Origin of the sequence: Ignatzschineria cameli (assembly GCF_003121895.1) — a bacterium.
Classification (GTDB): domain Bacteria; phylum Pseudomonadota; class Gammaproteobacteria; order Cardiobacteriales; family Wohlfahrtiimonadaceae; genus Ignatzschineria; species Ignatzschineria cameli.
Genome location: NZ_QEWW01000001.1, coordinates 79731 through 105047, shown reverse-complemented (window position 1 = coordinate 105047; position 25317 = coordinate 79731). Strand labels below are relative to the sequence as shown.

Here is a 25317-nt window from a genome sequence, read left to right as displayed (position 1 = left end):
CTTTAGATCGAAAAAAAGAGATAAAAAGAAGATTCTTGCAACCTTCGCAATTTTACCTATAAAATTTTTTTATCGCTCTTGAAAAGTATTGCCATTCGCTTGTAGCTCACATAGCATAGAATTTTTAAAACCAATCTCCATCGTTATTGCAATTTGATAGCGCATAATTTGATAACGCGTGATTTGATAGAGCATTCTTTCAATTATTTCAAAATATTACTAAAGAGGTGAAAGCGTTAACTCTCTATAACAAATCAACGCGCGGAGAGAGGATCAAAAAATAGCTGCAATTTTAAATTAGAGATTGTAACGCTAAAATCTTATATAAAAAAAGATCTACTATTAGATCTACTATTAGATCTAACATTACAACAGAGGAGAAGAGAGAGAGATGATCAATGTATGGATCGATGCGCAAGAGAGCGCTATGGTCAATTTTTTACAAACGTTAGTCAATATCGATAGTGGTTCCTATGATAAAGCCGGTGTAGATGCCGTTGCCGCAAAAATTATTGAACGCTACCGAGAATTAGGCTTTGAGATTGAGATCTTTACTAATGAAACATTAGGTAATAACTACCGCATCCGGCATCAAGATGTAGAAAATCCTGAAATTCTTATTTTAGCTCACCTTGATACTGTCTTTTCAAAAGGTACTGTTGCTGAACGCCCCTTCTCTATCGAGGGTGATCGCGCTTATGGTCCCGGCGTGATCGATATGAAGGCGAGTCATGTTCTAGTCTACTATGCCATCAGAGCACTCTATGAAGCGGGTAATGATCACTATAAAAATGTTGAGATCCTTCTCAACTGTGATGAAGAGATCGGCTCACATAGCTCAAGAGCTTTGATCGAATCTTCCGCAAAAGGGAAGAAAGCTGCCCTTGTGATGGAGCCTGCTAGAGCTAATGGCGCAATCGTGAGTGCGCGTCGCGGTGTGGGGACTTATCAGCTGAAGATTGAAGGAAAGGCCTCTCACTCCGGTATTGCACCTGAAGCGGGTATCAGTGCTATTCAAGAGCTATCCTATAAAATTCAAGCACTTCATGCGCTCTCACGCCATCAAGAGGGGCTCTCTGTGAATGTGGGAATTATCTCTGGCGGAACTTCTGTTAATACTGTTGCGCCTAATGCTTATGCCGAGATCGACGTGCGGATCTCTACCGAAGCGCAAGGAATTGAGATCGATCGCGCCGTGAAGGAGATCTGCAGTCAGCCCATCTTAGAAGGTATTCAATTAACACTGACCGGTGGTATTAATCGCCCTCCTATGGCAAAGACCGAAGAGAGTGCAAAATTGGTAGATCTTGTTTTAGCAGAAGCACAAGCACTTGGTTTAACGATCGAAGATATCGCTACCGGCGGGGGTTCTGATGCTTCCTTTACTGCTGGTGTAGGGATTCCTACCGTCGATGGTTTAGGTCCCGTGGGCGGACATCAACATAGTGATAAAGAGTATCTCGAATTGCCGACTTTGACAGAAAGAACAAAGCTCTTTGCCCATCTCTTAGCTAAACTTGGTTCATAAGGAGATTCTATGACGCAACCTATTAACAGAGAATCCCTTAACAATGGGGATCAAAAAGTAAAAAAGAAATTTCAATGGGCAATGCCAGATGCTTTTATCATTATCTTTGGCATTGTAATTCTCGCAGCGCTTGCAACCTACCTTATTCCAGCAGGCAGTTATGAGCGGGAAGTTGCCAACGGCATCAATCGTGTTGTACCTGGAAGTTTCCACGAAGTTGCTTCAAAACCAGCTTCATTGATGGATATCTTCTATGCTATTCCCATTGGTTTGAAACAATCGGCAAGTATTATCTTCTTAATCTTTATGATTGGTGGCGCTATTGCTATCTATGATAAGACGCGTGCGATCGACTCAGGGATCAATGCGCTGATTGTTAAGACAAAAGGAAACTACCGTATTCTTATCATTGCCGTAGGGTTAATCTTTGGTCTTCTCTCTTCACTAGGATTAGCCGCAAATGCGGTAATTGCCTTTATCCCTATCGGAATCGCCCTCTCGCGCTCGATGAAATTAGATGCAATTACCGGCGTAGCAGTGGTCTATTTAGGTTATTATGCCGGCAATGCGGTTGGTATCCTCGATCCTACCATTTTAGGGACTGCGCAGACATTGGCAGAAGTTCCGCTCTTCTCCGGCATTATCTTTCGTATTGTGCTCTTTGTAATTCTGATTAGCGTAACCATTCTCTACATTGTCTGGTATGCCAATCGCATTGCAAGAGCTCCCGAAAAGAGCTACATGGCTTCCTTAGCTACGGATAACCCCGATTATGAAGATCTTGAGGCGGAAGCAAAAAGTGAAGAGGAGAATCTAAAAGAGCCCTTTACTTGGAAGCAGAAGCTCAGCCTCTTTCTCTTTGTAGCATTCATCGGCCTCTTCCTCTATGGTGCGTTTCAATACAAATGGGGAGTCGATCACCTTTCAGCAATCTTTATTATGATGAGTATTGTTGTTGCCGCGATCTTTAGAATCAACCCCAATACCTATGTGAAGACCTTTATTAAAGGGGCTCAATCACTGGTCTATGGGGCGCTTGTAGTCGGTCTTGCACGAGCGGTCATTGTGATTTTAGATCAGGGAAATGTCCTCGATTCGATTGTTCAAGCAACATTAGTCCCTCTGCAACAGACATCTCACTATTGGGGCGCGCAGATGCTCTACTTCTTCAACCTGCTCTTCAACTTCCTTGTCACCTCAGGAACTGGCCAAGCATCGATCGTTATGCCAATTATGGTACCAATCCTTGATGTTTTAGATCTTACGCGCCAAACTGGCGTCTTAATTCTGAAGCTAGGTGATGGCTTTACCAATATCATTACCCCAACATCGGGCGTATTGATGGCGGTTCTTGCTGTGGGGAAAGTACCATGGACTCGCTGGGTGAAGTTTGTCTTCCCAATCCTCTTAATTTGGGTTGTTATTGGAATGATTGCAATCTGGATTGCAACCGCTATCAATTATGGACCGATCTAATAAAGTTAGTGCATTAAAGTTAGTACATTAAAGTTAGCTTATTAAAGTGATCTCATTACATTAATACTGATAAGCGTCTAAGGCTTTAGGCTATATAAAACTAAACCCCAAGAGAATCACACTTCATTTGTCGATTCCCTTGGGGTTTCTCTTTAGAACACTCCTCTCTAGAATTGCTCTATTTAGAGCTCATCTACTATTTAGAGACATTCTTCTCAAGCACTACCGACGTACTAAAATTTGCCCGGCTCAATCCTCTCTTTCGATATGCTTCTGCTGCCTGTACACAAGGATAATGATTGACGATTTCTCGCTCTAAACGATTGCGCTCCCCCCAACTTTTACCTGAATGTCTGATCTCTTCCACTAACGTTGTGCAATGGTTGTAACGCTCCATAAAGAGGGCGTCATCTTTCATCAATCGATCAACTACATGCTTATTCTGCTCTTGCCAACGCTCTTTCCAGACAGCACAGATCTGATACTCCCCTTTAGCGCTGCAATACTCCTCTTTTAATGCCTCTAAAGCAAGAATATCGAGTCCCGCTAAATCTTGATAGACTCGCGCTTCTCTTGCTTGCTGCCAAACATCACAAGCTGACCCACGCCGCTTATCTAAACCACAATAGATCGATTCTTTACGATTAAGATCGGCAAAACTCTCTTGAGATAGCTGCTCTTTTCCTTCAATCAAAGCATGTTCATAGAGCGATTTCCAAGCAACACAATGATAATTATCTCGATCTAAAAAGAGCTTCTGACACTCATCTTGCTTAAAGTATTCTGCAATCACCTCTTACCAATTTTTTCCTGAAAGTGATTGGGAAATACTCTTTTTAAGATCAGAAATTTCCTGCTCTCGCGCTGCTTGCTCAATGGCTCTTTGTCGCTCTTCCTCTGCCCGCTCCCGATCTCTTTCAAGTTGACTCTGCTTTCTCAAAGCGTTAAATGCCGCTTGGCACTCTTGATCCTCTTTTAATTTTAAGAGGGTCTTCTCATCATTGATGGTCGCTGCTTTAATGAGCGCTTGATCACAACTACTCGCTTTATCTGCCGCGATATCTAAATTTTTAAAGTAATACTCCTCATCCTTAGGGCTACAAGCTACGATTAGCAGTAATGCAATCCCCATGGTTACTCGTTTTTTCATTGTCTTTAAGATCCCTAACTATTTTTCTAATTTTAGTAATACATATCTATCTTAGCTACGTTTAATCATTCTCCATCACGCTCAGTCATACTCAGATATTACACTTGCATGTCACTGATAGTGCTGCAGATCGAAATTTTGCCATCAATTTTGCCATCAATGATCTGTTAATCAGCAACAAACCCTATAATATTACTTTATAAGATTATTAATAAAACAAAAGTATCACTAAGCAAGTTTATTCATCACATATTAGCTGACATTAATCAAACATAAACTACTATCCATTAACAATCTTATCTTTAATTAAATAAGTAATAATTTTCAATAATTCGTAATAATTATTTTGATTGCAGGAATCATTTTATTTTATTTTAAAAGCACCATTAATACTTTTAAATCAATACAAACAGAGAGATTCTATCGAAGTTCCTCACCTCTCTACGCTCTTAAGGCAATAAATCTCAACAGATTTCAATAAACTTCAACAATAACTTCAACAATAACTTCAGCAATAACTTCAACAACAAAAAAGGCTCTAAAGCCAATATGACTTTAGAGCCTCTTCTCAATAGTGAGCTATTACGATATATCAGATTTCTTTCTTTTCTCTTCCGCTATCTCTCATAACTCCACCAAACTCAAGTCAACTTCATAACCATTATTATAATCGCTCACCGATTAAGAGATTATTCCTAAATGGTTATTTTGTTATCTTGCTTGATCGATATTATCTAAACTACTCGTAGAAACGACCTCTCTGACGAAGTAATTCACGATTTAAGTTTGGATTCTTCTCAAATGCAGCGCGACCATGCATCCAGAACTCATTGTTAAGCACCACAAGATTACCAACGGGTAACTCAAGCTCAATCACACTCTTATCTGATTCTAATGATTGGGAGAGTGCTTTGAGGAATTTTGCCTCTTCAATCGTTTCAGGATACGCAAACTGATCAATAAAACAGATACAAGGACGATTATTCTTTAAGAAGAAGAGCTTACGGAAAACAATTTCCTGGACATTCTTACTCGGTGGCGCAATATATTGGAATTTATGCTCCCCTAATGAACTCTTATGGAACTTATCAAGCTCACTCCAATCATCGAGATGAAGAAGACGACTCTCGCCTCCTACTGCATTCTCTTCAACCATCTTCATCATTAAGAGCCAATCCGTCGGTTCATTAACAAAGGTTCCATCTGTATGGAGCGTAAAGAGACGATAAGCTTGGCGCAGATAGGAGTCGCTATTATCGGTATCTTTTACCGTAAAGCGCGCATAATATTTGCCGGTCATCGAGTCAAAGTTAGAGATTCCAACAAGATGGGCAATTGCAGTTGAGAAGATCACATACTCATCTGTATCTTCAGTAACACCCTCAAGACCTGCAGTAAAACCTCCGGTTTCACGATCATTGACGATTTCGCGCAACATATTACCAAAATCATGCCCCGCCGCTTCATCTAAGTAACTTGCAATCACCTGACGCTCATAAGGGGTATATTCTAAGCGCTGAACACCGATTCCCTCTTCACGAATTCGCTTTAAAAAGCTCTCAACAACACTCTTAGAGAGGTTCACATTGAGTAGACGCTTCGATTGTGGATTAAAACTCACTTCGAATTGATCATTTTTCTGAATAAACTTAGACATTCTCTTCTCCCTATATCTCTATAATTCTCTAGTTTTCTAACTTTCTAACTTTCTAGTTGTCTATATGAAAAAATCTTTTTAGCAAACACACATCTCACTCATCTCGCTCATCTTAAAAAACGTACAAGTCTGAATAAGAGTGCGCTTTCACCGTTTTTTAGCCACAAAAAAACCAGCAAACAGACCAATTGAAAATTTTAATAAAAATCTTCAAGCAATCTGTCTACTGGTTTATCCATTCTTATTGGTCTGTTGTGCGCAATGCGGACGACGGATCCAAAACGGCTCTGCAGTTGACAATAAACGACATGACTATAATTGGGCAAGTTCAAGTTAAAGGAGTGGATCTGTTAATGGGATTGATTCCGTAAGGTATCGTATTAACGAGCACTGCTATCTGTTGAACCTTGATCTTGAATGTAGCATGCAACAAAAAATAATGCTACCCCTTTTTCTAAAAATTTTTCTTAGCCATTCTTAGCCAATAGAATCCATCTTTCAAAATACTGCTATTTATCGATATTTAACGAAATACTTAACGGCGCTTGATCTGTTGATACTGATGCTCTAGATCTTTTAGTGCCGCAATCAGAGCACTTGTTGCCTTACCCCGATAAGCATCATGGATTGCCTCAATAATCACCTCAACACCATCATTGAGACTATAACCTCGCAATAGCTGACCGATAAAGTTACGCCCAAGCTCAGTAATCAAAGTACAGTCAGCTGCCAAAATAACCCCATATTTAGGTTCAATCTCTACCGTAATAGTCATCGATTCAAAGAGATTTTTTGCTGCCATTCCTTGTGGTAAACGCGCATATCCTGCTAAAAAAAGTGTTTTACTATTCATTTGTCACTCCCATATCTCGACGACTTTTCATCTTTCTTCCCTCTCCTATCACTTCTTTCTTGTCAATTTACAATATCGGTCGTCCCTTATCGTAACAACATTTAGCGCCCTTACTCAACTATTACCGCTAATCCCCTCTACAAATGCATGCTATAGCGCTTATACGAAATTCCCCATACATCTTTTCACGCAACAGAGCTAAAGTGATCAACAAAAAAATGGTGAATGATTATAATAAACGGAAGGACTAGAATGAAAGAATCATGGTTCATGATGATGTTATTGATAAGCTGTTAATGAACTGTTAGTGAACTGTTAGTGAACCGTTAAAAATAAGGATATTTTATGATACAACTTCCCTGCTTTAAAGCTTACGATATTCGTGGAAAACTCGGTGAAGAGCTCGATGAAGCTCTCGCTTATAAAATTGGTCGTGCCTATGGCGATATCTATCAACCCTCAAAAGTTGCGGTCGGTGCTGATATTCGGCAGACAAGTGAAGCACTAAAGCAGGCAGTTATCTCCGGATTGACCGATGCCGGTGTCGATGTCTATGATCTTGGGCTAACCGGAACAGAAGAGGTCTACTTTGCCGCCTTTCATCTCGATGTTGAAGGGGGAATTGAGGTTACCGCAAGTCACAACCCGATCGATTACAATGGGATGAAGCTTGTGCGTGAAAATGCGCGCCCTATCGGTATGGAGAGTGGTTTAAAAGAGATTCATGATCGAATCATCGCGGATCAATTTGCGCCGATTGAAAAGAAGGGAGAAGTCACCCCTTACAATATTGTCCCGGAATATATCGAACATCTCTTAACCTATATCGATCCTGCTAAAATCCGTCCATTAAAACTTGTCGTGAATGCAGGTAATGGCGCTGCTGGTCATGTGATTGATGCGCTAGAAGCGCGTTTTAAAGAGCTTAATGTGCCCATTGAGTTTATTAAGATTCATCATGATCCCGATGGCACCTTCCCCAATGGAATTCCTAACCCGCTTCTCGTTGAGAATCGCGAGAGTACACGAAGTGCGGTTTTAGCTCATCAAGCCGATATGGGAATCGCTTGGGATGGTGATTTTGACCGCTGTTTCCTCTTTGATGAGAAAGGTGGTTTTATTGAAGGATACTATATTGTCGGCCTGCTAGCGCAAGCCTTTTTAACGCAGCAACCCGGGGCAAAAATTGTCCATGATCCAAGATTGATCTGGAATACTTTAGCGGTTGTTGAATCCCTCAATGGTGAAGCGATTCAATCAAAGTCGGGACACGCCTTTATCAAAGAGGCGATGCGTCAAGAGAATGCCATTTATGGGGGCGAGATGAGTGCGCATCACTACTTTAAAGATTTCGCCTTCTGCGATAGCGGGATGATCCCATGGCTTTTAGTGGTAATGCTTCTCTCTGAGACAAAAAAACCACTCTCGACCCTTGTCGGAGAGATGATCACCCAATACCCCTGTAGTGGTGAAATTAACTTTAAAGTCGCCGATACGAAAGCAACGATTGAAAGAATTCTCACCCATTATCAGCCTCACAATCCCCAAATCGATACCACCGATGGGATTAGCCTCAACTTTGGTGCATGGCGCTTTAATGTGAGAGCCTCCAATACCGAACCACTACTTCGACTCAATATCGAGGCAGATGCTGCAAAAGATCCACGTCCTATGGAGGCATATATTGCGGAGCTGACGGCGTTGATTGAGCAATAATTGGTAAGCGCCTTCTCAATATAAGTCAACGATAATTAACAGATAATAAAATAACAGATAATAAAAATCCCTCGCCTTCAATCAAGGTTGAGGGATTTTTTATGAGTGAACAGGCCTATCTATACCCCTATTTTTTCATTATAGAGTTTTTCAAAATTAACCGATGGCAAATAATATGGCTCCCATCCTGAGTTAATCAGTATAGTTGCAATAGTAGCTCTAAAGAAAGGATACGCAATTGCAGGTGCATTAATATACGGAAACTTACTAGCCTTAAATTTTGTATCTATTATTTTATTGGTCTCAAATTCAGAAGAAAATATAATTTGTAATAAATACTGATCCTTTTGTGCTAAAGTTGCTTGCGTCGTTACTGTAAACAGCTTGTGATTTTTTTGTGTAGGAAAAGAGACCTCTAAATCAAAGCTAAAATGATCTTGATTTTTAATTTCAACCTCAGAAACTTCAACATCATGATCTATAGGGAAAAACTGTAAAAAAAGAACTTTATTAGATTTTAATTGAATTTTCATTTTTATGCTGCTACTACCTGAGATGCACTTTCACTATCGCTATAGTGTCCAATCTTCTCAGCTACATTACGAGAAGATGCCAATGAATTATTAACTTTTAATCTTTGTTGAACTAACTCAATAATTCTCTCTTTGACCATTTCAGAAAGCTTCGCTTTCTCCCAATCTGGTTTTCCTATTAATAAAGATCTCTCAGAACTGCGATACTCCACACTATATTGACTATTGAGTAATCTAGAGCTCATTGTAATAACAGGAAAATCAAAAAAAGTTTTTTCTCTATTTAGAAAATCCCGTATCTTAAGCTGAAGTGCCATATCTAACTGGGACTTATATAGCTCATCTATTTCAATAAAATCATCTAAAAATTCCTCAATATTATCAAGGTTTAGATCTAATCTATCCAAATAAAATCCCATGTCTACTCTTCTCCTTTTGGGAATACCCACTTTTCATGAAGTATATAACTCCTTGCTTCCTCATAGACTACCATCTGCTGCCTCGTCGGTAAAATGAGATGTTCTTGCCTCTTCTTTCTAAAGTGATATTTCGAAGACTGATGACTAGCATTATCAGAAGCTTTTATAACCCAATAATCAATTAACTCATATTTTCGAGCAATGTAAAATATTGTCGATAAAATACCATCTTTCACTTTCTGTAATTTTTTATTTAAAGATTTTTGCTCACTAGATGAATGACAATTACCAATAATAATTTCTATTTTTGTCAACAATCCTTCTATAAATTGCTGAAACAATATTTGATCTCGAGTATTACCTACTAAATCTAATAACCGATCCTCTGTAATTTCAATAGAAAACTTATTGATACAGTATTGATTGTTATATCCATGCTTACCCCATTGATGCGCATAATAATCACTATCTGTCCAAAAATAATAGCCAACGCCTAACCACTGCTCCCTACTCTCATCGCACAAAAAAGGGATAGATTTCATCACCTCTTCTTTACAATTTTCTCCTTCAATGTAACGACAAGTATGAAATCCTATTAAATTAACTTTTGTTGACATTCTAACGTTAAAGAAACTCAGATGAAGACTAATAAGACCAATGCTATTTACTGATATTAAGCTAATAATGTAGTAATAATTGCCAATAAATGGTGATCAGATATTGCTGATCAAGACTAGTCGATCGCTTCTGTTCCTCTTACTTGATGCACTAAAGTGGTTAAATCCTGCATCTTTTTAAATGAGTTAATCCCGTAAGGTCCTCCAAAAAAAGTGAGATCACCAACATCGTCTCTATCTTTCAATCACCCAAATACCAATAGAGCCTCGAGAGTGTTGATCAAATGACCAAACCCTTTGAGGCTCTATCTCGATCCTTTACTGAAGGGAGCGAAAGATAATTTTCCGGCTCTCCTGAGAGCTGGGAAATTAGCTTTCGCAACTCTCAATCTGTTCAATAAGTTAGAGTCTGGCTTAACACCCGACTGAAAATGACCAGTAACGCTAAAGGATGGAAACATCTTAGCAGATCTTAGATCACAATAAAATGCTTCTACTTACTCCCGATACCCTCTCGGATTCTCTCTCTGCCAACGCCAGCTATCTTCGAGCATCTCTTTAAGACCATATTGCGGTTTCCAGTTGAGCTCTTTGATCGCACGCGTATTGTCGGCATAAGAGATCGCGACATCACCACTTCGGCGTTCAGTGATCTGATAAGGGATCTCCACCCCATTGACACTCTCGAAAGTCTCTTTCATCTCTAAAACAGAGGTACCATTGCCGGTCCCAATATTCCATGCGCGACACCCTTTCGCTTTTAACCGATTCTGTAGCGCCGATAGATGCGCCTTTGCAAGATCCACTACATGGATATAATCACGAATACCGGTTCCATCATTGGTGGGATAATCATTCCCAAAGATATAGAGTTTCTCACGCATTCCCACCGCCACTTGAGTCATAAATGGCATCAGGTTATTGGGCGTTCCTTGAGGATCTTCCCCAATTTGACCACTCTGATGAGCACCCACCGGATTAAAATAGCGTAAAAGCGCAATGGACCAACGATCATCAGCAATTGCTGCTTTTTGTAATAACTGCTCTACAATCAACTTGGTATAACCATAGTTATTAGAAGGCATTCCCGTTGGCATCTCTTCTGTTAAGGGGGAGATATTGGCCTCATCATAGACCGTAGCTGATGAGCTAAAGATCAGATTGAAACACTCCGCTTTCTCCATCGCTTTCATCAGGGAGATGGAGCCGGCAATATTATTATCAAAATAGACGAGCGGGATCTCCTGACTCTCTCCGACCGCTTTAAGACCGGCAAAGTGAATCACCGCTTCGATCTCATACTCATTAAAGAGCGCATCAAGTGCTGCGCCATCTCGAATATCTCCCTCAATAAAGAGGATCGATTTCCCCGTGATCGCTTCAACACGTCTTAAAGATTCCACCGAACTATTAGAGAGATTATCAAATACGACGACTTCAAAACCGGCTTCTAATAACTCAATAACAGTATGAGAGCCGATATAACCCGCGCCCCCAGTCACTAAAATTTTCTTCACTTTTTCTGCTCCTTCACATGGCATCGACTGCTGATATCTCTGAAATTAATCCTACCACAGCACCACTTATCTTGTAATGAGGAAATTGATCAACCCTTGCGTTGAAGAATCTAACACACCCTCTTGAGCAGGCTCCCCTTGCAGATAAGGCATCAATTGATTGGCAATCTCTTTCCCCTTCTCAACGCCCCATTGATCGAAAGGATTGATATTCCAAATGACCGATTGCACAAAAACTTTATGCTCATAGAGCGCGATCAACATCCCTAATGTCTTCGGTGTTAAGCTCTCGATAAGAATCATTGAGCTTGGTTGATTCCCCTCATACCCTTTATAGGCAGGGATTCTCTCCATCTCTTCAATGTTCCCCTCATGCTCTTCTACCAGTGCCGCATTTCCAAAGGCTAATAATCGTGATTGAGCAAGACAATTGGCTAAAGCGAGATCATGCTGCTCGATTAACTCTTCGGCATTATCGCTATAAGTAAATTGCGCATCGGTATAACGCCGTTTCGGTGCGATAAAATCAGCACTCACCGCCTCGGTTCCCTGATGGAGAAGCTGATAGAAAGCATGCTGCGCATTGGGTCCAACTTCTCCCCAAATAATGGGGCAAGTTGTATAATCGACCCGCTCACCGTTACGGGTAATATTCTTACCGTTCGATTCCATCTCAAGTTGCTGCAAATAACTGGCAAAATATTTTAAACGTCCATCATAAGGGAGCACTGCATGGGTCTGAATATCGAGACAATTACTATTCCAGATCTCAATCATCGCCAATAAGATGGGTAAATTCTCCTCCACCGGCGCCTCTCTAAAGTGTTGATCGATGCGATGCCCCCCTTCTAGGAGATCTTTAAATCCATCAACACCAATGGTCAGTGCTATCGGTAAACCGATTGCCGACCAGAGGGAATAGCGCCCACCGACCCATTCCCAAAGATAGAGTTGCCGCTCTTGAGCAATGCCCCATGCACTCATCGCTTCACGATTACTTGAAACACCAATAAAGTGATTTTTCAGCAGTTGTGGTTCATCCCCTAATGCTTTTTCCAGCCAGCTCCGTACCGTTGCCGCATTCTTCAAGGTATCGATTGTTCCAAAAGATTTAGAAGAGATAATAAAGAGCGTCGTTTCAGGGCGTAGCTGATGAAGTAGTTCGGAGAGCTGACTTCCATCCATCGTCGAGACAAAGTGGATATTGAGTGGCTTTTCCGTACGGACCGTAAAATCTGCCAAAGCATAAGAAGCCATAAGCGGGCCAAGATCGGAACCGCCAACCCCAATATTGACCACATCTGTTACCACCTCGCCCGTCGCGCCACGATATTGCCCCTGATGGATCTTCTCCACCAAAGCGTACATCTTTTCAAGCTCTTGATGGATCCCATGACTGATCTTCGGGTCGATTCCTAGCTGATCGAGCGCCGCTTTAGGGGTTCGAAGTGCCCAATGCATCGCCGCACGATTCTCACTCTGATTGATGCGACTCTCTGAAAAGAGAAGTGCAATACTCTCTGAAAGCCGGCGCGATTCCGTCAACTCGGCAAGTTTCGTTAAAACTTCCTGATCAATGCGTTGCTTACTAAAATCGATCAGAAGCGCTTCAAACTGAAAATGGAGCGCCTCAAAACGATTGGGCATCTCAATAAAGAGCTGTGCTAATGCTTTTTTCTGCATCGATTCTGCCAATGCTTCAAGCGCCACAAAGTGGGGATCTGCCGATAATGGTGGCAATGTTTCTAATATCGTTAATGATTGATTGAATGATTGATTCTGCATCGATCTACTCCCGCCTCTAACGGCCGATTCCCTTATAGATAAACCCTAAATTTTGCATATAATTGGGGTCAAAAATATTACGCCCATCGAGGATCAATGGATGCGCCATCTTCTCCTTAATCTTGGCATAATCGGGACTGAAGAACTCCTTCCATGCCGTTAAGATAATGAGTGCATCGGCATCTTCGAGCGCTTGATACTTATCCTCACAATAGTGGATCGACAAATGGGGATAAGCACTCTTCACTGCGGGCATCGCCTCAGGATCAAAGAGCGAAATTTTGACATTTTGAGCCTCTAACGCTCGAATCATCTTATGAATTGGGGAGTTATAGATACTTGCAGTCTCCTCTTTAAAGGAGGCACCCCAAATGGCAACCTTTTTGCCGGCAAGATCACTCTCATAGTAACGCCAAAGATGGCGGAAAAGCACCTCTTTCTGATCCTCATTCACCTCCCAAACCTGATCCATCAGACGGCTCTTCACCCCTCGGCGCCCGACCTCTTCAGAGAGCATCAAGATATCACTTGAGAAGTTCTCTCCGCCAAAGCCTGCCCCCGGCGAAAGATAAGCGCCGCCAATTCGGCGATCTGCCGCCAAACCCTGCTTCACATTGAGGATATCAACACCGATCGTCTCTGCTACATTGGCCAGATCATTCATATAACTGATACGCGTTGCGAGCATCCCGGAGATACTCAATTTTGTCAGCTCCGCATCTAAAATTGGCATCACCAACCATTGAGATGGGAGCGGAAAGAAGGGGCGAAAGAGCTCTTTAAGCCGAATCAGCGTCTGATCCGATTCTACCCCCACAATCAGTTGTGCAAGATCAATAAAGCTCTTCACCGCATTTCCCTCTTGCACAATATCGGGAAGATATGCCCAATCTGCCTCAGGAAAGATGCGCCGAAGTGCTTCTGTTCCATAGAGCCCAAAGGTCGAACCATTAATTAAGAGCGGAATCGTACTCTGCTGTTCGGCGATATGATTCTCGGCGATTCTTTTTGCCACCTGCTCTAAAAAATCGACCGCTTCCCGACACGCTAATGTATTAAAGCTGAGGAAATAGCCATCAATCTCCGTTGAGAGCGCCATCAGATCATCCATAGAATCGAGCTGCTTGAAAGTCTTTTTCGCCTCCAAACGTTTCAACTCCGCTAAGAGTTGTGGATCTTGCAGATGGGGAAAGAAACCCGGCTTAACGCTACCGCTCTCACTGGGGTTGATCTCTGTTAACACATAGACCTCATTCCCATATTTGGAAAGGAGCGCTGTTAATACCCCTGCCTGAAGGGTGGAACCGATAATGGCAATCTTCATGACTTTATCTCACGTGCTGATCTTTCGATTAAGGCTCTGAAAGGCTCACCCAATGTCGGGTGAATTGCACCATAATGGAGAACCGCTTCTAGATACCCTATTTTGCTACCACAATCGAAGGTCTGCCCCTTCATCCGATACGCCTCAATCGGCGCTTCTTGCTGCAATAACGCAATGGCATCGGTGAGCTGAATCTCATTACCAGCCCCTTTCGGGGTCTTCTCAAGAAGCGGCATAATCTCCGGCGGTAAAATATAACGCCCAATCACAGAAAGATTTGAAGGTGCGCTCCCCACCGCGGGCTTTTCAACAATCCCTTGCATCGCAACTGACGCGCCTTCATCCGGCGTCGATGCAACATCTACAATCCCATATTGATCCACCAATGCTGCCGGCACCTCTTCCACCATAATTTGAGCTGCTTGATGCGCATTATAATAAGTGATCATTCTCTGAAGATCGTTCTCTTCCTCTTCGTTATAGACCAATACATCGGGAAGAAGGACGGCAAAAGGCTCATTACCGATCAATGATTTCGCACATAACACCGCATGCCCCAAACCAAGTGGCTCGCCTTGACGCACACTCACCACACTCACCCCTTTGGGAAGAATAGATTCGATCTCCGCCAAGATATCAAATTTCTGCTTCTCTTTAAGGATCGTCTCTAGCTCAAAGTTTTTATCAAAATAGTTCTCGATACTCCCTTTCGAGCTGTGGGTCACAAGGATAATCTCCTCAATGCCCGCCTTCACCGCCTCTTGCACCACATAATCGATCACGGGACGGTCGACCACCGTCACCATCTCTTTGGGAATCGCCTTACTCGCCGGCAGAAAACGGGTCCCTAAGCCCGCAACAGGTAAAATTGCTTTCTTAATCATGAAAATCCCTACTATTGGTCAATATCGATAACAACTATAATATCTATAATGGGTATAAGGATACCAATAATCGGGATAAGAGAGAATGACTATTAGCAATAAGTAACTCTTAAGAGCCATTTATTTAAAAACGATCAAAAGTGATTAAAAGGATGTATGGAAGAATTTAAAATTCTTTATTGTACTTTAAGCTCTGCTTAAAAATAGAGCTATTAACTTTCTTTCGACAATTTACCATTTTGAATTTCTTGAGATGAAGAGATTCCCTTCTCTTGAAGTTGATAAGCGTGTAACTTTTGATGGATAAGTTTAGAAATTTCCATTTCTCCATCTGCATCTGCTCTCATGACATCTTCTTCTAACTTATAATCAGCAACTACTCTTTTTGCTCGCCTTGCAGCTAATAACTCTCCTAATGCTTTTAATTCTAGAGATGGTATCAGCTCATTAGGATCGTGACGATCTGGCATTTTTAAATATCTTTCCATCTCTGTATGGTATTTTTTAGGAGCTGAAGGCGCTAAACACCGCCCTGTGACATGGATTAGACTATAATATAATCGAGAAATCACATTACGATATTCTATTTCTGTACTTGAATGATTGAGTAAGTTTTCAGAAAACTTTAAAAAATCCTCTCCAACTACTGACATTAACTCATCTCCAATTACTGCATCATTTGATGACTAAATGCCTTGTCATCATTACTTCTCTCAAACATATCCACCGATACAGAAAACTTTTTCCTATCTAATTTTTCTTCACTAGCAATCGCCATAGCCAACTCATAATTAATTGCACCAATAATATCTTTATGTCGATAATCGATTACCAATGATAGATGATTTACACCAAACTCTGGGTAACTCTTAAATGTAAACCAGCCTAAAGCAAAAAGCCGATACTCCCGAATCAATGTAATAAAAATATCTCCTAATATTTGGAGTTGTTGAGAATCCAGTTTAGCTTCTTTTATAAATCGATCGAGATCTAATTCCATTTTCTTCGCCCATAACGAATACTCATTATCTAGTTTTATTAAACCCTCAAGTTGCTCTCGAGCCACCATTAAATTCCCTCGTAAAATAGAGATAAAGAGCTCGCTCCAAAGTACTTGCCCAACTCCTCTAAAACAAGGTTTTAAGCTAGCACTCTCGGTCGCTAGTAAAAATTCATCTATTAGCCCATTTCTAACAAGATAGGTAAGATAATTTCCCAAAAATATAGGATTATTATAGTGCAAAGACTTCTTAAAAAAGTGTAAGGCTTTCTCTGACTCTTTATTACAGGCGTAATAGTATGCCCAAGCAAGATTTTCTTCACTTGTTGCCTTTCCTATTCCTTCCATTTTACGGGCATATAGCTGACTCTCAAATTCTGTAAAGTAGATCTCGTTTACCATTTTTTCATAAAGTTCAGCTAAAATTCCCGTTACTTTTTTTTCTGGAGCGATCATCAGTTATCCTATAACCCTATATCTTTTACTTCTTTTGCTTCTTTTACTTTCTCTATTCTCTTACCTTCTTCCTTACAACAAAACTTTGCAACATCTATTTCATAAGATCTCTTATAGTTGCAAATTAAGTTTCAAGAATAAGTTTCAAGAACCGCAGTAAAAGTGGAGGCTCTATATGTGCATCTTCAACTTTTCCAAGATCTTAAATAGTAATAATCTAATATCCAGTTTCATGACAATCTCTCTTAGATAGAACATGAATAAAATATGAGTAAAAGATGCAGATCAAAATTATATCAATCAGTGTAAGCCTACTGGAATTATAAAGTTTAGCATAACACTAAAAATTAATTGAAAGGTTTAGCATTTCACCATCAATTGATTATCAAGTAATAACTTGCCTTATAGCCCCCTCAAAATCGAACTACTCTAAATATACCTATATCACAAAGACTAATTGTCACATTTCGAATAAAATTCAACGACTCTTACAGCATCATCACCCCAATTATAAAGAGAGATAAATATTCTATTACTGGTCACTGCATGGGAGTAAAAGATTAGAGGCGGATTACTGCATTATCATCGACATCTCACAAGGTCAATTAGGCTTTCTCAGTGAAAATAGAGATCATGAAGCTGTCGAAGACCTGCTTCCTACTCTCGATAGCTATAAATATTCAGAAGAGCGCCGCCTCTTTTATGTTGGTAAACTGAAATCAATATCCACGCAAAAAACCTTCTCGATTATAATCAAAACATAAACCAAACCCCCAACGCTTATGGGCTTTAGTTAACTTCAGCAACCAAGTTTCAATAAGTCTGTTTTCAGAGATGGCTTGAGCATGATAATAAAAAGCCGTTTTGCTAATTCCAAATATCTCACAAACCAAACGAAGGGGGATATTTTGTGTCTTTAAAACTTGATTTTTTCATAGTTAATTTCTCCTAAGTAAATAATACGAGAAAATTCTACTTATAGTCGGTATTATTTTTAGGGGGGATTACAGGAATTTGAAGATGCTTTACGCGCTTTATCGATCTCCTTGTGACTCTCCACTTTAACATCTTTCAATTGTTGCCTATAATCTCGGTATCCTTGCACGACCTTCTCATCAGGCTATAAAAATAGAGCGGACTGTATCGCAAATGCACGTCGTCACGGATATACTGGTTAGCTTCAATAATTCTCTCTAGTGAAGATTGAGGAAGAAGATATTCATAAGAAGATCTTAAAAGCGTAAAGCCAATATTTATATTAAAAAACAATTGATAAAATAATAAGTTGTTACTAAGATTACTAAGTAATACGCCCGGGTACCTCTGCATTATATTTAATGTACGTCCCGGCTTTCTTTTATTTTATTAATGCCCTTATTCATCGTTGATCGATTGATCTACTTCATCTAACTTCTGATTTAAACGATCCCACAATGGTTTCATCTGTTTTCTAATCGCCCTAGAATTCATCACTTTAGAAGCTCTAAGCCCATAAGTAATGAAATTACGACGACCTAAGTGACTATATCTTTCATACAGCTTCTTTCTACGTAATGGGACTTTATAACCCACTTTTTTAGACTCTTTAGCGACCGTCTTCTTCACTAAACGAATAGATTTATTCATTTTTTCAGAAAATCGAGCTAAAGCAGCTGATCTTAACAGAATTCGTTTACCATCATAGGTAAACCCTAAATATTGGAGCGCTTTATTACTTATCCCCTCTCTAAATAATCGCTTTTCTGTTTTTTTAGAGTTAATAGACAACCCATATGCTTCTATTTCTGATGCCACAAAGCTTTCGACATCAAATTGTTGAGACTTAGGAAGTATAAATAGCATATCATCACAATACCGACGATAACTTCCGCCTAAATCATTCATTTTTGAATGCAATTTTTTGTCGAAATTTAACATAAAGATATTAGAGAGTAATGCACTAATAGCGGTTCCTTGAGGAATACCTCTATCTGTGCTATTAATTAAAATATATCGCTTTCCCCTCACCCGAGATCGAAACTCATCAGCGGAACAGATCTTTTTACGCTGATACCAAGGATTGTTTAAAGAAATTTCAAACTCTTTATAAATTTCATCCCTTATACAATAAGCATAACGAGTTAATGATCGATACACCGCATAGTGATCTTCCGGTAATTGCTCTTTATGAAGAAGCTTTGCCCAAGCATCCTTTAAGTGTTGATGATCAAGGTTATCAAAAAAACCGGTAATATCGAGCGCAATAACGTCACAATCTTTTCGTGACTCGATCTCCTTAAAAGCCTCATACGCAAAATCGACATTCGACTTACCTAACCTTCTAAAAGCTAAAACAACATCGGAGAGATTTAATTGCGAAAGAATCTCCTCATAGGATAATTCTAAAACTTTCCCGTAGTACGCATATATATGGGAATCTAAATGTGAGGCATAAGTGATTTCTCGTGCTTTATGGTTTTTAACCAACGAAGCATCTTCTGATGCTTTACCCAGTTTTATTGTAAAAGCACAATATCTCAACATTGGGTAGAAGCTATGACGTGCCACCTTTTTAGGATTTGTCACAATTGCTTGAGCTGCTTTTATCCCGACCTGCTGATCAAAATGTAGGTACCCTCTATTTCGATACCAATCAGAACTTTCTAATTTCATCTAAGCCCATATAATGCAAAACCCCAAACAGGTCGGACTGTGGCCATCCTATACTGTTTGGGGCTTAACAAACGTAATCTTTACGTATTCATTGCGATAAAACCGCTGTGCCACCATATGTTGCATATGATTTATTATATCATTACCTCAGTCTCACAAGGAGGACTAAAGATGCGTATTACCATAAATATTCATATTAAGCATATTCATATCTACAGCATTGTCATCGGAATAATCATCCATCACTGGGAGGTTATTCTGGTTGACATCATGTGATATCCCCCCATTCCTATTAAATAGGGCAAATACAAAATAGCTTAAATATAAATATTAAGCAACAATAGATAAAAAAGTCATAAATATTCAAATCTAGGAGGATAAACTTCATTTTCCACCAAAGCTTGTCATTAAGTAATGTTTGAAACATAAGAATAGAGAGTTTGTAATGTTTTTTGACGATTACATTTTACAACTATCTATTTTTTTATTCCAAATGCTCAACAGACTCTAATAACTTAAAATGGGTTCCTTCTCTTTTAAGACTCTCTTGCCTCCCTTCTTATGATGCTTTTGAGTTTTATCCATTATGCGTGGTAAAAGGAGATAACGATATGACACTAGAGAATAATGCCAAAGAAAAGAGAGAAAAAGACCAAATGCTCACCTACTTTGAGTATTACAAGAAACTCTCTGAAAAGCGACGCGCACTTATTAAGAAGAAAGCGAATATCAGAAGATTGCGCCCTTCACTAGAATCTTATGATCCTAAATGGGAAAAATGAGATAAGGGAATATATTAATAAGAAATTTTTTAGATCAAAAAACAGATCCTCTTTATGCTCACTACTTTTAAGGGTTCCTACTCCCAGTATATCTATTATGAAAATATAAAATTTGCTGAATAATAAATTGAAAATTATTGCTTTATGCCCTATATTCCGTAATGAATAAACTATAAAAACAATTATTATTTGTAAATGATTTAAAGAAGGAGTGAAATGTCTAGTAATGTACAAACAATTACATGTCCTCACTGTTTAACTGATGTTAAACAAGGTGCAAATGTCTGTGTCGGTTGTAAAGCAGAAATCCGCTATGGCCTCTCAATCCCCGCTTTTTTTGGATACTATATTCTTACTGTAATAGCTCTGATCGCAGCGCTTTCTGGCATTATATATTTAATTAAAAATTATAGTCACTATGTCGGAATTCCCACTGAAAAATTACAGCATTTTGTAGCTAATAATATTGATACTTCTGATAATGTAATCTATTATTTATTAAGTTTTACAGTTGTTGTCTATGGGTTTATCTATTTTAAGTATATTCGTAAAGCATATAAAAACCATGTCTCATTTGAGCGGAAAGTAAAACAATAGATATCGCTTTACCTATAGTTTTCAAAGCAAAAAGTGCTATATCTACTTTAGATACAACATACTAAAGTAACTTATAGCACTTATATTATAGGTTCCATACAAATCTTCCCTCTTTCAACTAATAGATTCTCATCTATTAGTTGAAAAACAAGCCTCATAAAAAGCTCAGTAATCGAGCGGCTTTATGAGGTTTGTGATCTCTATTTAAATCGACATTATCAATAATCTGTTTGTATCGCTGTACTTGTATCGCTGTACTTGTATCGCTGCACCTGTATCACTCTATTTGTATTGATGTACTTGTTATCGATGTACTTGTATTGATGCACTTGTATCAATCTGCTTGTATCAATGACCTACCTGTTTTCTCTCACTGATCAACAAATACTACAAGCTAATGCGCTTCGTGAAGATATTCCACCCAGATCCTAATCCTCTCTTAGAGTAAGCTTCCTTTATCTGATAACAAGGATAGCTCCCGGTCACTTCACGCTCTAGCTGAGTTTTTACTCTACGGCCCTCATCTGATTGCCGTATTTTTTCCACCGCGTCATAACACTGGTTATAGGTTTCGACAAAGCGCTGATCATCGTTGATAAATTGATTAACGATTGCAGCATTTTGAGTATTCCAGCTCTTTTTCCAAACATCACAGGCAGAACCCGATCGCTTATCCAAATTACAATAAGTCTCTTGCTGCTCTGTTAAGGCTTCAAAGTTCTCTTTTGAGAGTTGCTCTTCCCCATTCTTAAAGGCCTCTTCATGGATCTCTTTCCAAGCCATGCACTCGGGGGTATTTCTTTGGGAGAGGCTGTTACACTCTTTCTGTTTTAAGTATTCTGCAATGATCTCATCCCAATTTTTATCGATCAGCGATTGAGAAATACGATTTTTAGCCTCTTCAATCGCCTTCTGCTTCGCTTCTAACTCTTGTTGTCTCTTAAGCTCTCTCTCCGCTCTCTCTTTCTCTCGCTCAATCTCTTTCTGTTTATTAAGCGCATCAAAAGCCGCCTGACACTCTGTATCTTCCTTCAATTTAGCGAGCGCCTTTTCATCCTTTCCCGCCATCAATATTTTTTCTAATTGGCTATTACAGCTCTTTGCCTTCTCTTCTGCTTTATCTAGGTGCTTAAAGTAGTAATCTTCATCCTTCGGGGTACAAGCTACCAGTAACGCCGAGATAAAGCCTAAAAGAACTATTTTTTTCATGATTGATCCTTTTGTGATTTTCGCTTCAAATTTTTCGTTTTAATATAATATCACTTATTATAATTAATCGGTATTTGGGTATTGATCTTTATAAGTTTTATAAGTTTTATAAGTTTTATAAGTTTTATAAACACAATTTTAGGTAGATCTATTTTATATAAAAATAGATCGTAAGCAGAGAGTACAACCTCCTCCAAAGAAAAATAAAATAAGGCCATATTCACGCTTTAGATGCTTGCAGAGGTCGACGCCTCTACCATAAAATTATAAAATCACCATTTTGAGATCGAGATATTTTGTAGCATGAAAAAGAGATGTATCAACCTTACTTGGCTCGACCTTTTGATCCTCACAGGAATTCTTTTTGGCTCGGCAATCTACCAATCATCCATTCTCTATCTGCAATTAAGTCAGAATCATACCGATATTGAGACCTTAACCACCTTTTCAAGTAGCGATAACTATGGCGCGCTCTTCTCACAATCCATCTACCTATTTATAGCCATTATCTATCTTTGGATCAGAGGTTTTGATTTTGCCACATTAGGGCAACATATTCGCATTAATCGTTGGGTGATTCCTCAAGCCGTGATGATCTTTCTTCTTGCTGCACTCGGCATGGATCTTTTCTATCTTCTACTCTATCCCGATACCGTTGGGAGCACTCCCGTTCCATTCCCCTTTTCCGCCTTTAAAGAACCTTCTCTGATTCTTTATGCCCTTTTCAATGGTTTTTATGAGGAGATCTTCTTTTTAGGGCTCTGTCTTACCCTTCGCTCACAAAACCTCAAATGGGCATTCCTCTACTCCCTCTTGATTCGTTTTAGTTTTCATACCTATCAAGGATTAGAAACCGCGATCGGCTTAGGTTTTCTCTTAGGCGCGCTCCTATTTCTTCTCTACACAAAGTGGCTGAGACCAAAGAATCTGCTCCCCTTCTTCCTCGCACATTCTCTTGCGGATATCATCGGGCTCTCTTTTCTCTTCTATGTTGTGTAGAGCGCACATACACTAATCCTAAAAGAGATAATTGATTTTATGGAAACATCCTGTTACTAGAAAGGCTTTAAAATGTGTTATGGATGTAAGCTAAAGAAGTATATTGTATGATCCTCAATCACAAAAAAGTAACGATCATTCTTGTAAAAGGAGATCTCTCTACTCAAAAAAGACTCTACAATATTTTGAAAATCAGGGTTTAATATTCTTGTTTTATGAATAAACTCCTCCTTCTCAGATTCAACTAGGTTCTCCTTAAATTTACGGATATCTTCTTGAGTTGATTGAAAGCTACCATTGATGACATTTGTATCTAGATCGTAAGAAAGCAGTATATTTGTTGCATTCTCAGGTATATCCCGAGGAATCCACCCCTTCTCAATATATTCAGTAGCCTGATATTGCGTCGGAAATTTTATGGTTTTTGTATCATGAAATCCGCCTAAAATAGAAATAAAAACTATCAGCCCGATAACAAACACTGTGAGCAATAGTGCTATCAATATATTCTTATTTTTTCCCGTCTTCATCTGCTTTTGAATTCCTTTTTTTACACAATCAGACCTACTACCCCATCGTTCGGATCAAACCTTTTAGCTATTGATAAAACAATTACTTGTAGCTAATATATTCAATAATACGCCCGGGTACCTCTGCATTATACTTAATGTACGTCCCGGCTCTCTTTTATTTCATGAATCTCTTAGAACTTCTATAACCCTTTTCCTAAGATTCTTTATCAACCCTACTCTTAACATATATCACTATCAAACATATCTCTGAGATATTGCCAATATCCTCTATAATGGTGATCTTTACTTCCTGAAAATTTTCTTAACTTATGCAATAAAATATCCACCCTCCCTGTTATAATCCCACTTCCATGGAGATTAATGATGATTAACTTCGTACAAGGAAATCTTTTTCACGCAGATGTAGAGGCATTAGTCAATACTGTCAATTGTGTTGGAGTAATGGGACGAGGGATTGCTCTACAATTTAAAAAAGCATTTCCGGAAAACTTTCAGGCTTATAAAAAGGCCTGTGATTTACAACAAGTTGCACCTGGAAAAATGTTTATCTTTGAAACTGGTAGCCCCGTTAACCCTAAACTAATTATCAATTTCCCTACTAAAAGACACTGGCGTAGTGCAAGTAAAATAGAAGATATTAACGCAGGTTTAGACACATTAATCACTGAAATTAGAACAAGAAAAATCAGATCAATCGCAATCCCCCCATTAGGAGCAGGATTAGGTGGATTAGAGTGGTCTATAGTAAAAAACAGAATCATTGAGAAGCTATCTCCCATCTCAGAAGATGTCTCTATCTTTGTGTATGAACCAATAGAAAAATCGACATACAATGTGACCATTCGGTCTGAAAAAAAACCAAAAATGACAGAAGGTCGCGCCATCCTTATTAGTTTAATGGATGAATATTTGAAAAAACTCATAGATCCGTACATTACGCTTCTTGAACTTCATAAGTTAATGTACTTTGTTCAAGAGTCTGGCTACAACCTTAGATTACGATTTACCAAAGGAAGCTATGGTCCTTATGCTGAGAACTTAAGGCATGTTTTACAACATATTGAAGGTCACTATATTTCTGGCTATCTAGATGGCGGCGATGATCCTCGAAAAATTATTAAAATAATGCCTAATGCTGTTGCTGAAGCGCATCATGTTTTAAAGCAAAATGGTGATATATCCTCTAATTTTAATAAAGTGAATGCACTCATTGATGGATTTGAATCCTCAGCGGGATTAGAATTATTGGCAACAACTCACTGGTTAAAAAAGCAGGAAAAGAGATCAGATCTTTATCAAGGATTTTATAATTGGAATCGACATAAACAACAATTTTCAAAAAGGCAGATCGATATCGCTGAAAAAATCCTAACTGAAAAAGGCTGGATTTAAAATTAAAACTTCAGAAAATCAGATCTTAACCTGATTACTCTCCCTTCGATTAAACCTTTTAGTAACAACCCTTCTCCTAAAAAGAAGTTTTGACAACAATATGCTTCATCTATAATATTCTATACAGATATATGCCCGTTTGCAGTAAGCCTATCCCTTTATCTTGGGTAGTTGCCGAACCATTCGGGCTTTTGTCTTTTTAGAGGAAAAAATATACCGACAGCGATCCTTATTCAAT

24 protein-coding genes are annotated in these 25317 nt (G+C 39.2%); 7 read left to right on the top strand and 17 right to left on the bottom strand.

Annotated features, from left to right (window positions below):
* Positions 1 to 391 precede the first annotated feature (391 nt).
* Both DC077_RS00375 and DC077_RS00370 read left to right on the top strand, forming a co-directional pair.
* Positions 392 to 1528, top strand: a complete 1137-nt coding sequence (locus DC077_RS00375; RefSeq protein WP_164488748.1) for a M20 family metallopeptidase — start codon at positions 392 to 394, stop codon at positions 1526 to 1528.
* A 9-nt stretch (positions 1529 to 1537) separates the two neighbouring features.
* Positions 1538 to 3004, top strand: a complete 1467-nt coding sequence (locus tag DC077_RS00370; RefSeq protein ID WP_109201303.1) for a YfcC family protein — start codon at positions 1538 to 1540, stop codon at positions 3002 to 3004.
* A gap of 196 nt (positions 3005 to 3200) precedes the next feature.
* Here DC077_RS00370 and DC077_RS00365 read toward each other — a convergent pair whose 3' ends face one another.
* From DC077_RS00365 to DC077_RS00350, 4 genes are all read right to left on the bottom strand, one after another.
* The gene (locus DC077_RS00365; protein WP_109217738.1) at positions 3201 to 3797 is read right to left on the bottom strand and encodes a hypothetical protein; all 597 of its coding nucleotides are present in this window, start codon (positions 3795 to 3797) and stop codon (positions 3201 to 3203) included.
* A 3-nt stretch (positions 3798 to 3800) separates the two neighbouring features.
* Positions 3801 to 4154 (bottom strand): hypothetical protein, encoded by a 354-nt coding sequence (locus tag DC077_RS00360; RefSeq protein ID WP_133243536.1) that lies wholly within the window; start codon positions 4152 to 4154, stop codon positions 3801 to 3803.
* 739 nt (positions 4155 to 4893) lie between these two features.
* Positions 4894 to 5811 (bottom strand): glutarate dioxygenase GlaH, encoded by a 918-nt coding sequence (glaH, locus tag DC077_RS00355; protein ID WP_109201301.1) that lies wholly within the window; start codon positions 5809 to 5811, stop codon positions 4894 to 4896.
* Between the two features lie 535 nt (positions 5812 to 6346).
* Positions 6347 to 6664 carry a DUF3870 domain-containing protein gene (locus tag DC077_RS00350; RefSeq protein ID WP_109201300.1) on the bottom strand — a complete coding sequence of 106 codons (318 nt, stop codon included), beginning with the start codon at positions 6662 to 6664 and terminating at the stop codon, positions 6347 to 6349.
* Between the two features lie 345 nt (positions 6665 to 7009).
* Here DC077_RS00350 and DC077_RS00345 point away from each other — a divergent pair, with 345 nt between their 5' ends.
* Positions 7010 to 8380 (top strand): phosphohexomutase domain-containing protein, encoded by a 1371-nt coding sequence (locus DC077_RS00345; protein WP_109201299.1) that lies wholly within the window; start codon positions 7010 to 7012, stop codon positions 8378 to 8380.
* Between the two features lie 119 nt (positions 8381 to 8499).
* Here the strand turns inward: DC077_RS00345 and DC077_RS00340 are convergent, their stop codons facing one another.
* The 11 genes from DC077_RS00340 to drt2 all read right to left on the bottom strand — a co-directional run bounded on the left by DC077_RS00340 (position 8500) and on the right by drt2 (position 19567).
* Positions 8500 to 8913 (bottom strand): protein-export chaperone SecB, encoded by a 414-nt coding sequence (locus DC077_RS00340; protein WP_109201298.1) that lies wholly within the window; start codon positions 8911 to 8913, stop codon positions 8500 to 8502.
* 2 nt (positions 8914 to 8915) lie between these two features.
* Positions 8916 to 9332: a hypothetical protein gene (locus DC077_RS00335; protein ID WP_109201297.1), complete on the bottom strand. Its 417-nt coding sequence runs from the start codon at positions 9330 to 9332 to the stop codon at positions 8916 to 8918.
* 2 nt (positions 9333 to 9334) lie between these two features.
* Positions 9335 to 9949, bottom strand: a complete 615-nt coding sequence (locus DC077_RS00330; RefSeq protein ID WP_133243405.1) for a hypothetical protein — start codon at positions 9947 to 9949, stop codon at positions 9335 to 9337.
* A gap of 116 nt (positions 9950 to 10065) precedes the next feature.
* A complete protein-coding gene (locus DC077_RS11050; protein ID WP_275663852.1) occupies positions 10066 to 10194 on the bottom strand; it encodes a hypothetical protein in 129 nt (42 codons plus the stop codon).
* Between the two features lie 252 nt (positions 10195 to 10446).
* Entirely contained in the window at positions 10447 to 11466 is a 1020-nt protein-coding gene (gene galE / locus DC077_RS00325; RefSeq protein WP_109201295.1) for a UDP-glucose 4-epimerase GalE, read from the bottom strand.
* Between the two features lie 66 nt (positions 11467 to 11532).
* On the bottom strand, positions 11533 to 13251 hold the full coding sequence (gene pgi, locus DC077_RS00320; RefSeq protein WP_109217736.1) for a glucose-6-phosphate isomerase: 1719 nt from the start codon (positions 13249 to 13251) through the stop codon (positions 11533 to 11535).
* A gap of 16 nt (positions 13252 to 13267) precedes the next feature.
* Positions 13268 to 14575, bottom strand: a complete 1308-nt coding sequence (locus DC077_RS00315) for a nucleotide sugar dehydrogenase (protein ID WP_109217735.1) — start codon at positions 14573 to 14575, stop codon at positions 13268 to 13270.
* Positions 14572 to 15459 (bottom strand): UTP--glucose-1-phosphate uridylyltransferase GalU, encoded by an 888-nt coding sequence (galU, locus tag DC077_RS00310; protein ID WP_109217734.1) that lies wholly within the window; start codon positions 15457 to 15459, stop codon positions 14572 to 14574. Before galU ends, DC077_RS00315 begins: the two co-directional genes overlap by 4 nt.
* 212 nt (positions 15460 to 15671) lie before the next feature.
* Entirely contained in the window at positions 15672 to 16112 is a 441-nt protein-coding gene (locus DC077_RS00305; RefSeq protein ID WP_094567070.1) for a hypothetical protein, read from the bottom strand.
* A 14-nt stretch (positions 16113 to 16126) separates the two neighbouring features.
* Positions 16127 to 16915: a hypothetical protein gene (locus DC077_RS00300; RefSeq protein WP_109217733.1), complete on the bottom strand. Its 789-nt coding sequence runs from the start codon at positions 16913 to 16915 to the stop codon at positions 16127 to 16129.
* A 1374-nt stretch (positions 16916 to 18289) separates the two neighbouring features.
* Complete coding sequence (gene drt2, locus DC077_RS00295; protein ID WP_109217732.1) at positions 18290 to 19567, bottom strand: antiviral reverse transcriptase Drt2; 1278 nt, start codon at positions 19565 to 19567, stop codon at positions 18290 to 18292.
* 611 nt (positions 19568 to 20178) lie between these two features.
* Between drt2 and DC077_RS10780 the strand changes: the two genes are divergently transcribed.
* Both DC077_RS10780 and DC077_RS00290 read left to right on the top strand, forming a co-directional pair.
* Complete coding sequence (locus tag DC077_RS10780) at positions 20179 to 20349, top strand: hypothetical protein (RefSeq protein ID WP_157953455.1); 171 nt, start codon at positions 20179 to 20181, stop codon at positions 20347 to 20349.
* A gap of 216 nt (positions 20350 to 20565) precedes the next feature.
* A complete protein-coding gene (locus tag DC077_RS00290; RefSeq protein ID WP_109217731.1) occupies positions 20566 to 20946 on the top strand; it encodes a hypothetical protein in 381 nt (126 codons plus the stop codon).
* A 387-nt stretch (positions 20947 to 21333) separates the two neighbouring features.
* Here DC077_RS00290 and DC077_RS00285 read toward each other — a convergent pair whose 3' ends face one another.
* Entirely contained in the window at positions 21334 to 22155 is an 822-nt protein-coding gene (locus DC077_RS00285) for a hypothetical protein (RefSeq protein ID WP_109217730.1), read from the bottom strand.
* A 303-nt stretch (positions 22156 to 22458) separates the two neighbouring features.
* Here DC077_RS00285 and DC077_RS00280 point away from each other — a divergent pair, with 303 nt between their 5' ends.
* The gene (locus tag DC077_RS00280) at positions 22459 to 23154 is read left to right on the top strand and encodes a CPBP family glutamic-type intramembrane protease (protein ID WP_109217729.1); all 696 of its coding nucleotides are present in this window, start codon (positions 22459 to 22461) and stop codon (positions 23152 to 23154) included.
* A gap of 77 nt (positions 23155 to 23231) precedes the next feature.
* Here DC077_RS00280 and DC077_RS00275 read toward each other — a convergent pair whose 3' ends face one another.
* Positions 23232 to 23684, bottom strand: coding sequence for a YbbD-related protein (locus DC077_RS00275; RefSeq protein ID WP_109217728.1), 453 nt, complete (start codon positions 23682 to 23684; stop codon positions 23232 to 23234).
* Between the two features lie 366 nt (positions 23685 to 24050).
* Between DC077_RS00275 and darG the strand changes: the two genes are divergently transcribed.
* Positions 24051 to 25079, top strand: coding sequence for a type II toxin-antitoxin system antitoxin DNA ADP-ribosyl glycohydrolase DarG (gene darG / locus DC077_RS00270; RefSeq protein WP_109217727.1), 1029 nt, complete (start codon positions 24051 to 24053; stop codon positions 25077 to 25079).
* Positions 25080 to 25317 lie beyond the last annotated feature (238 nt).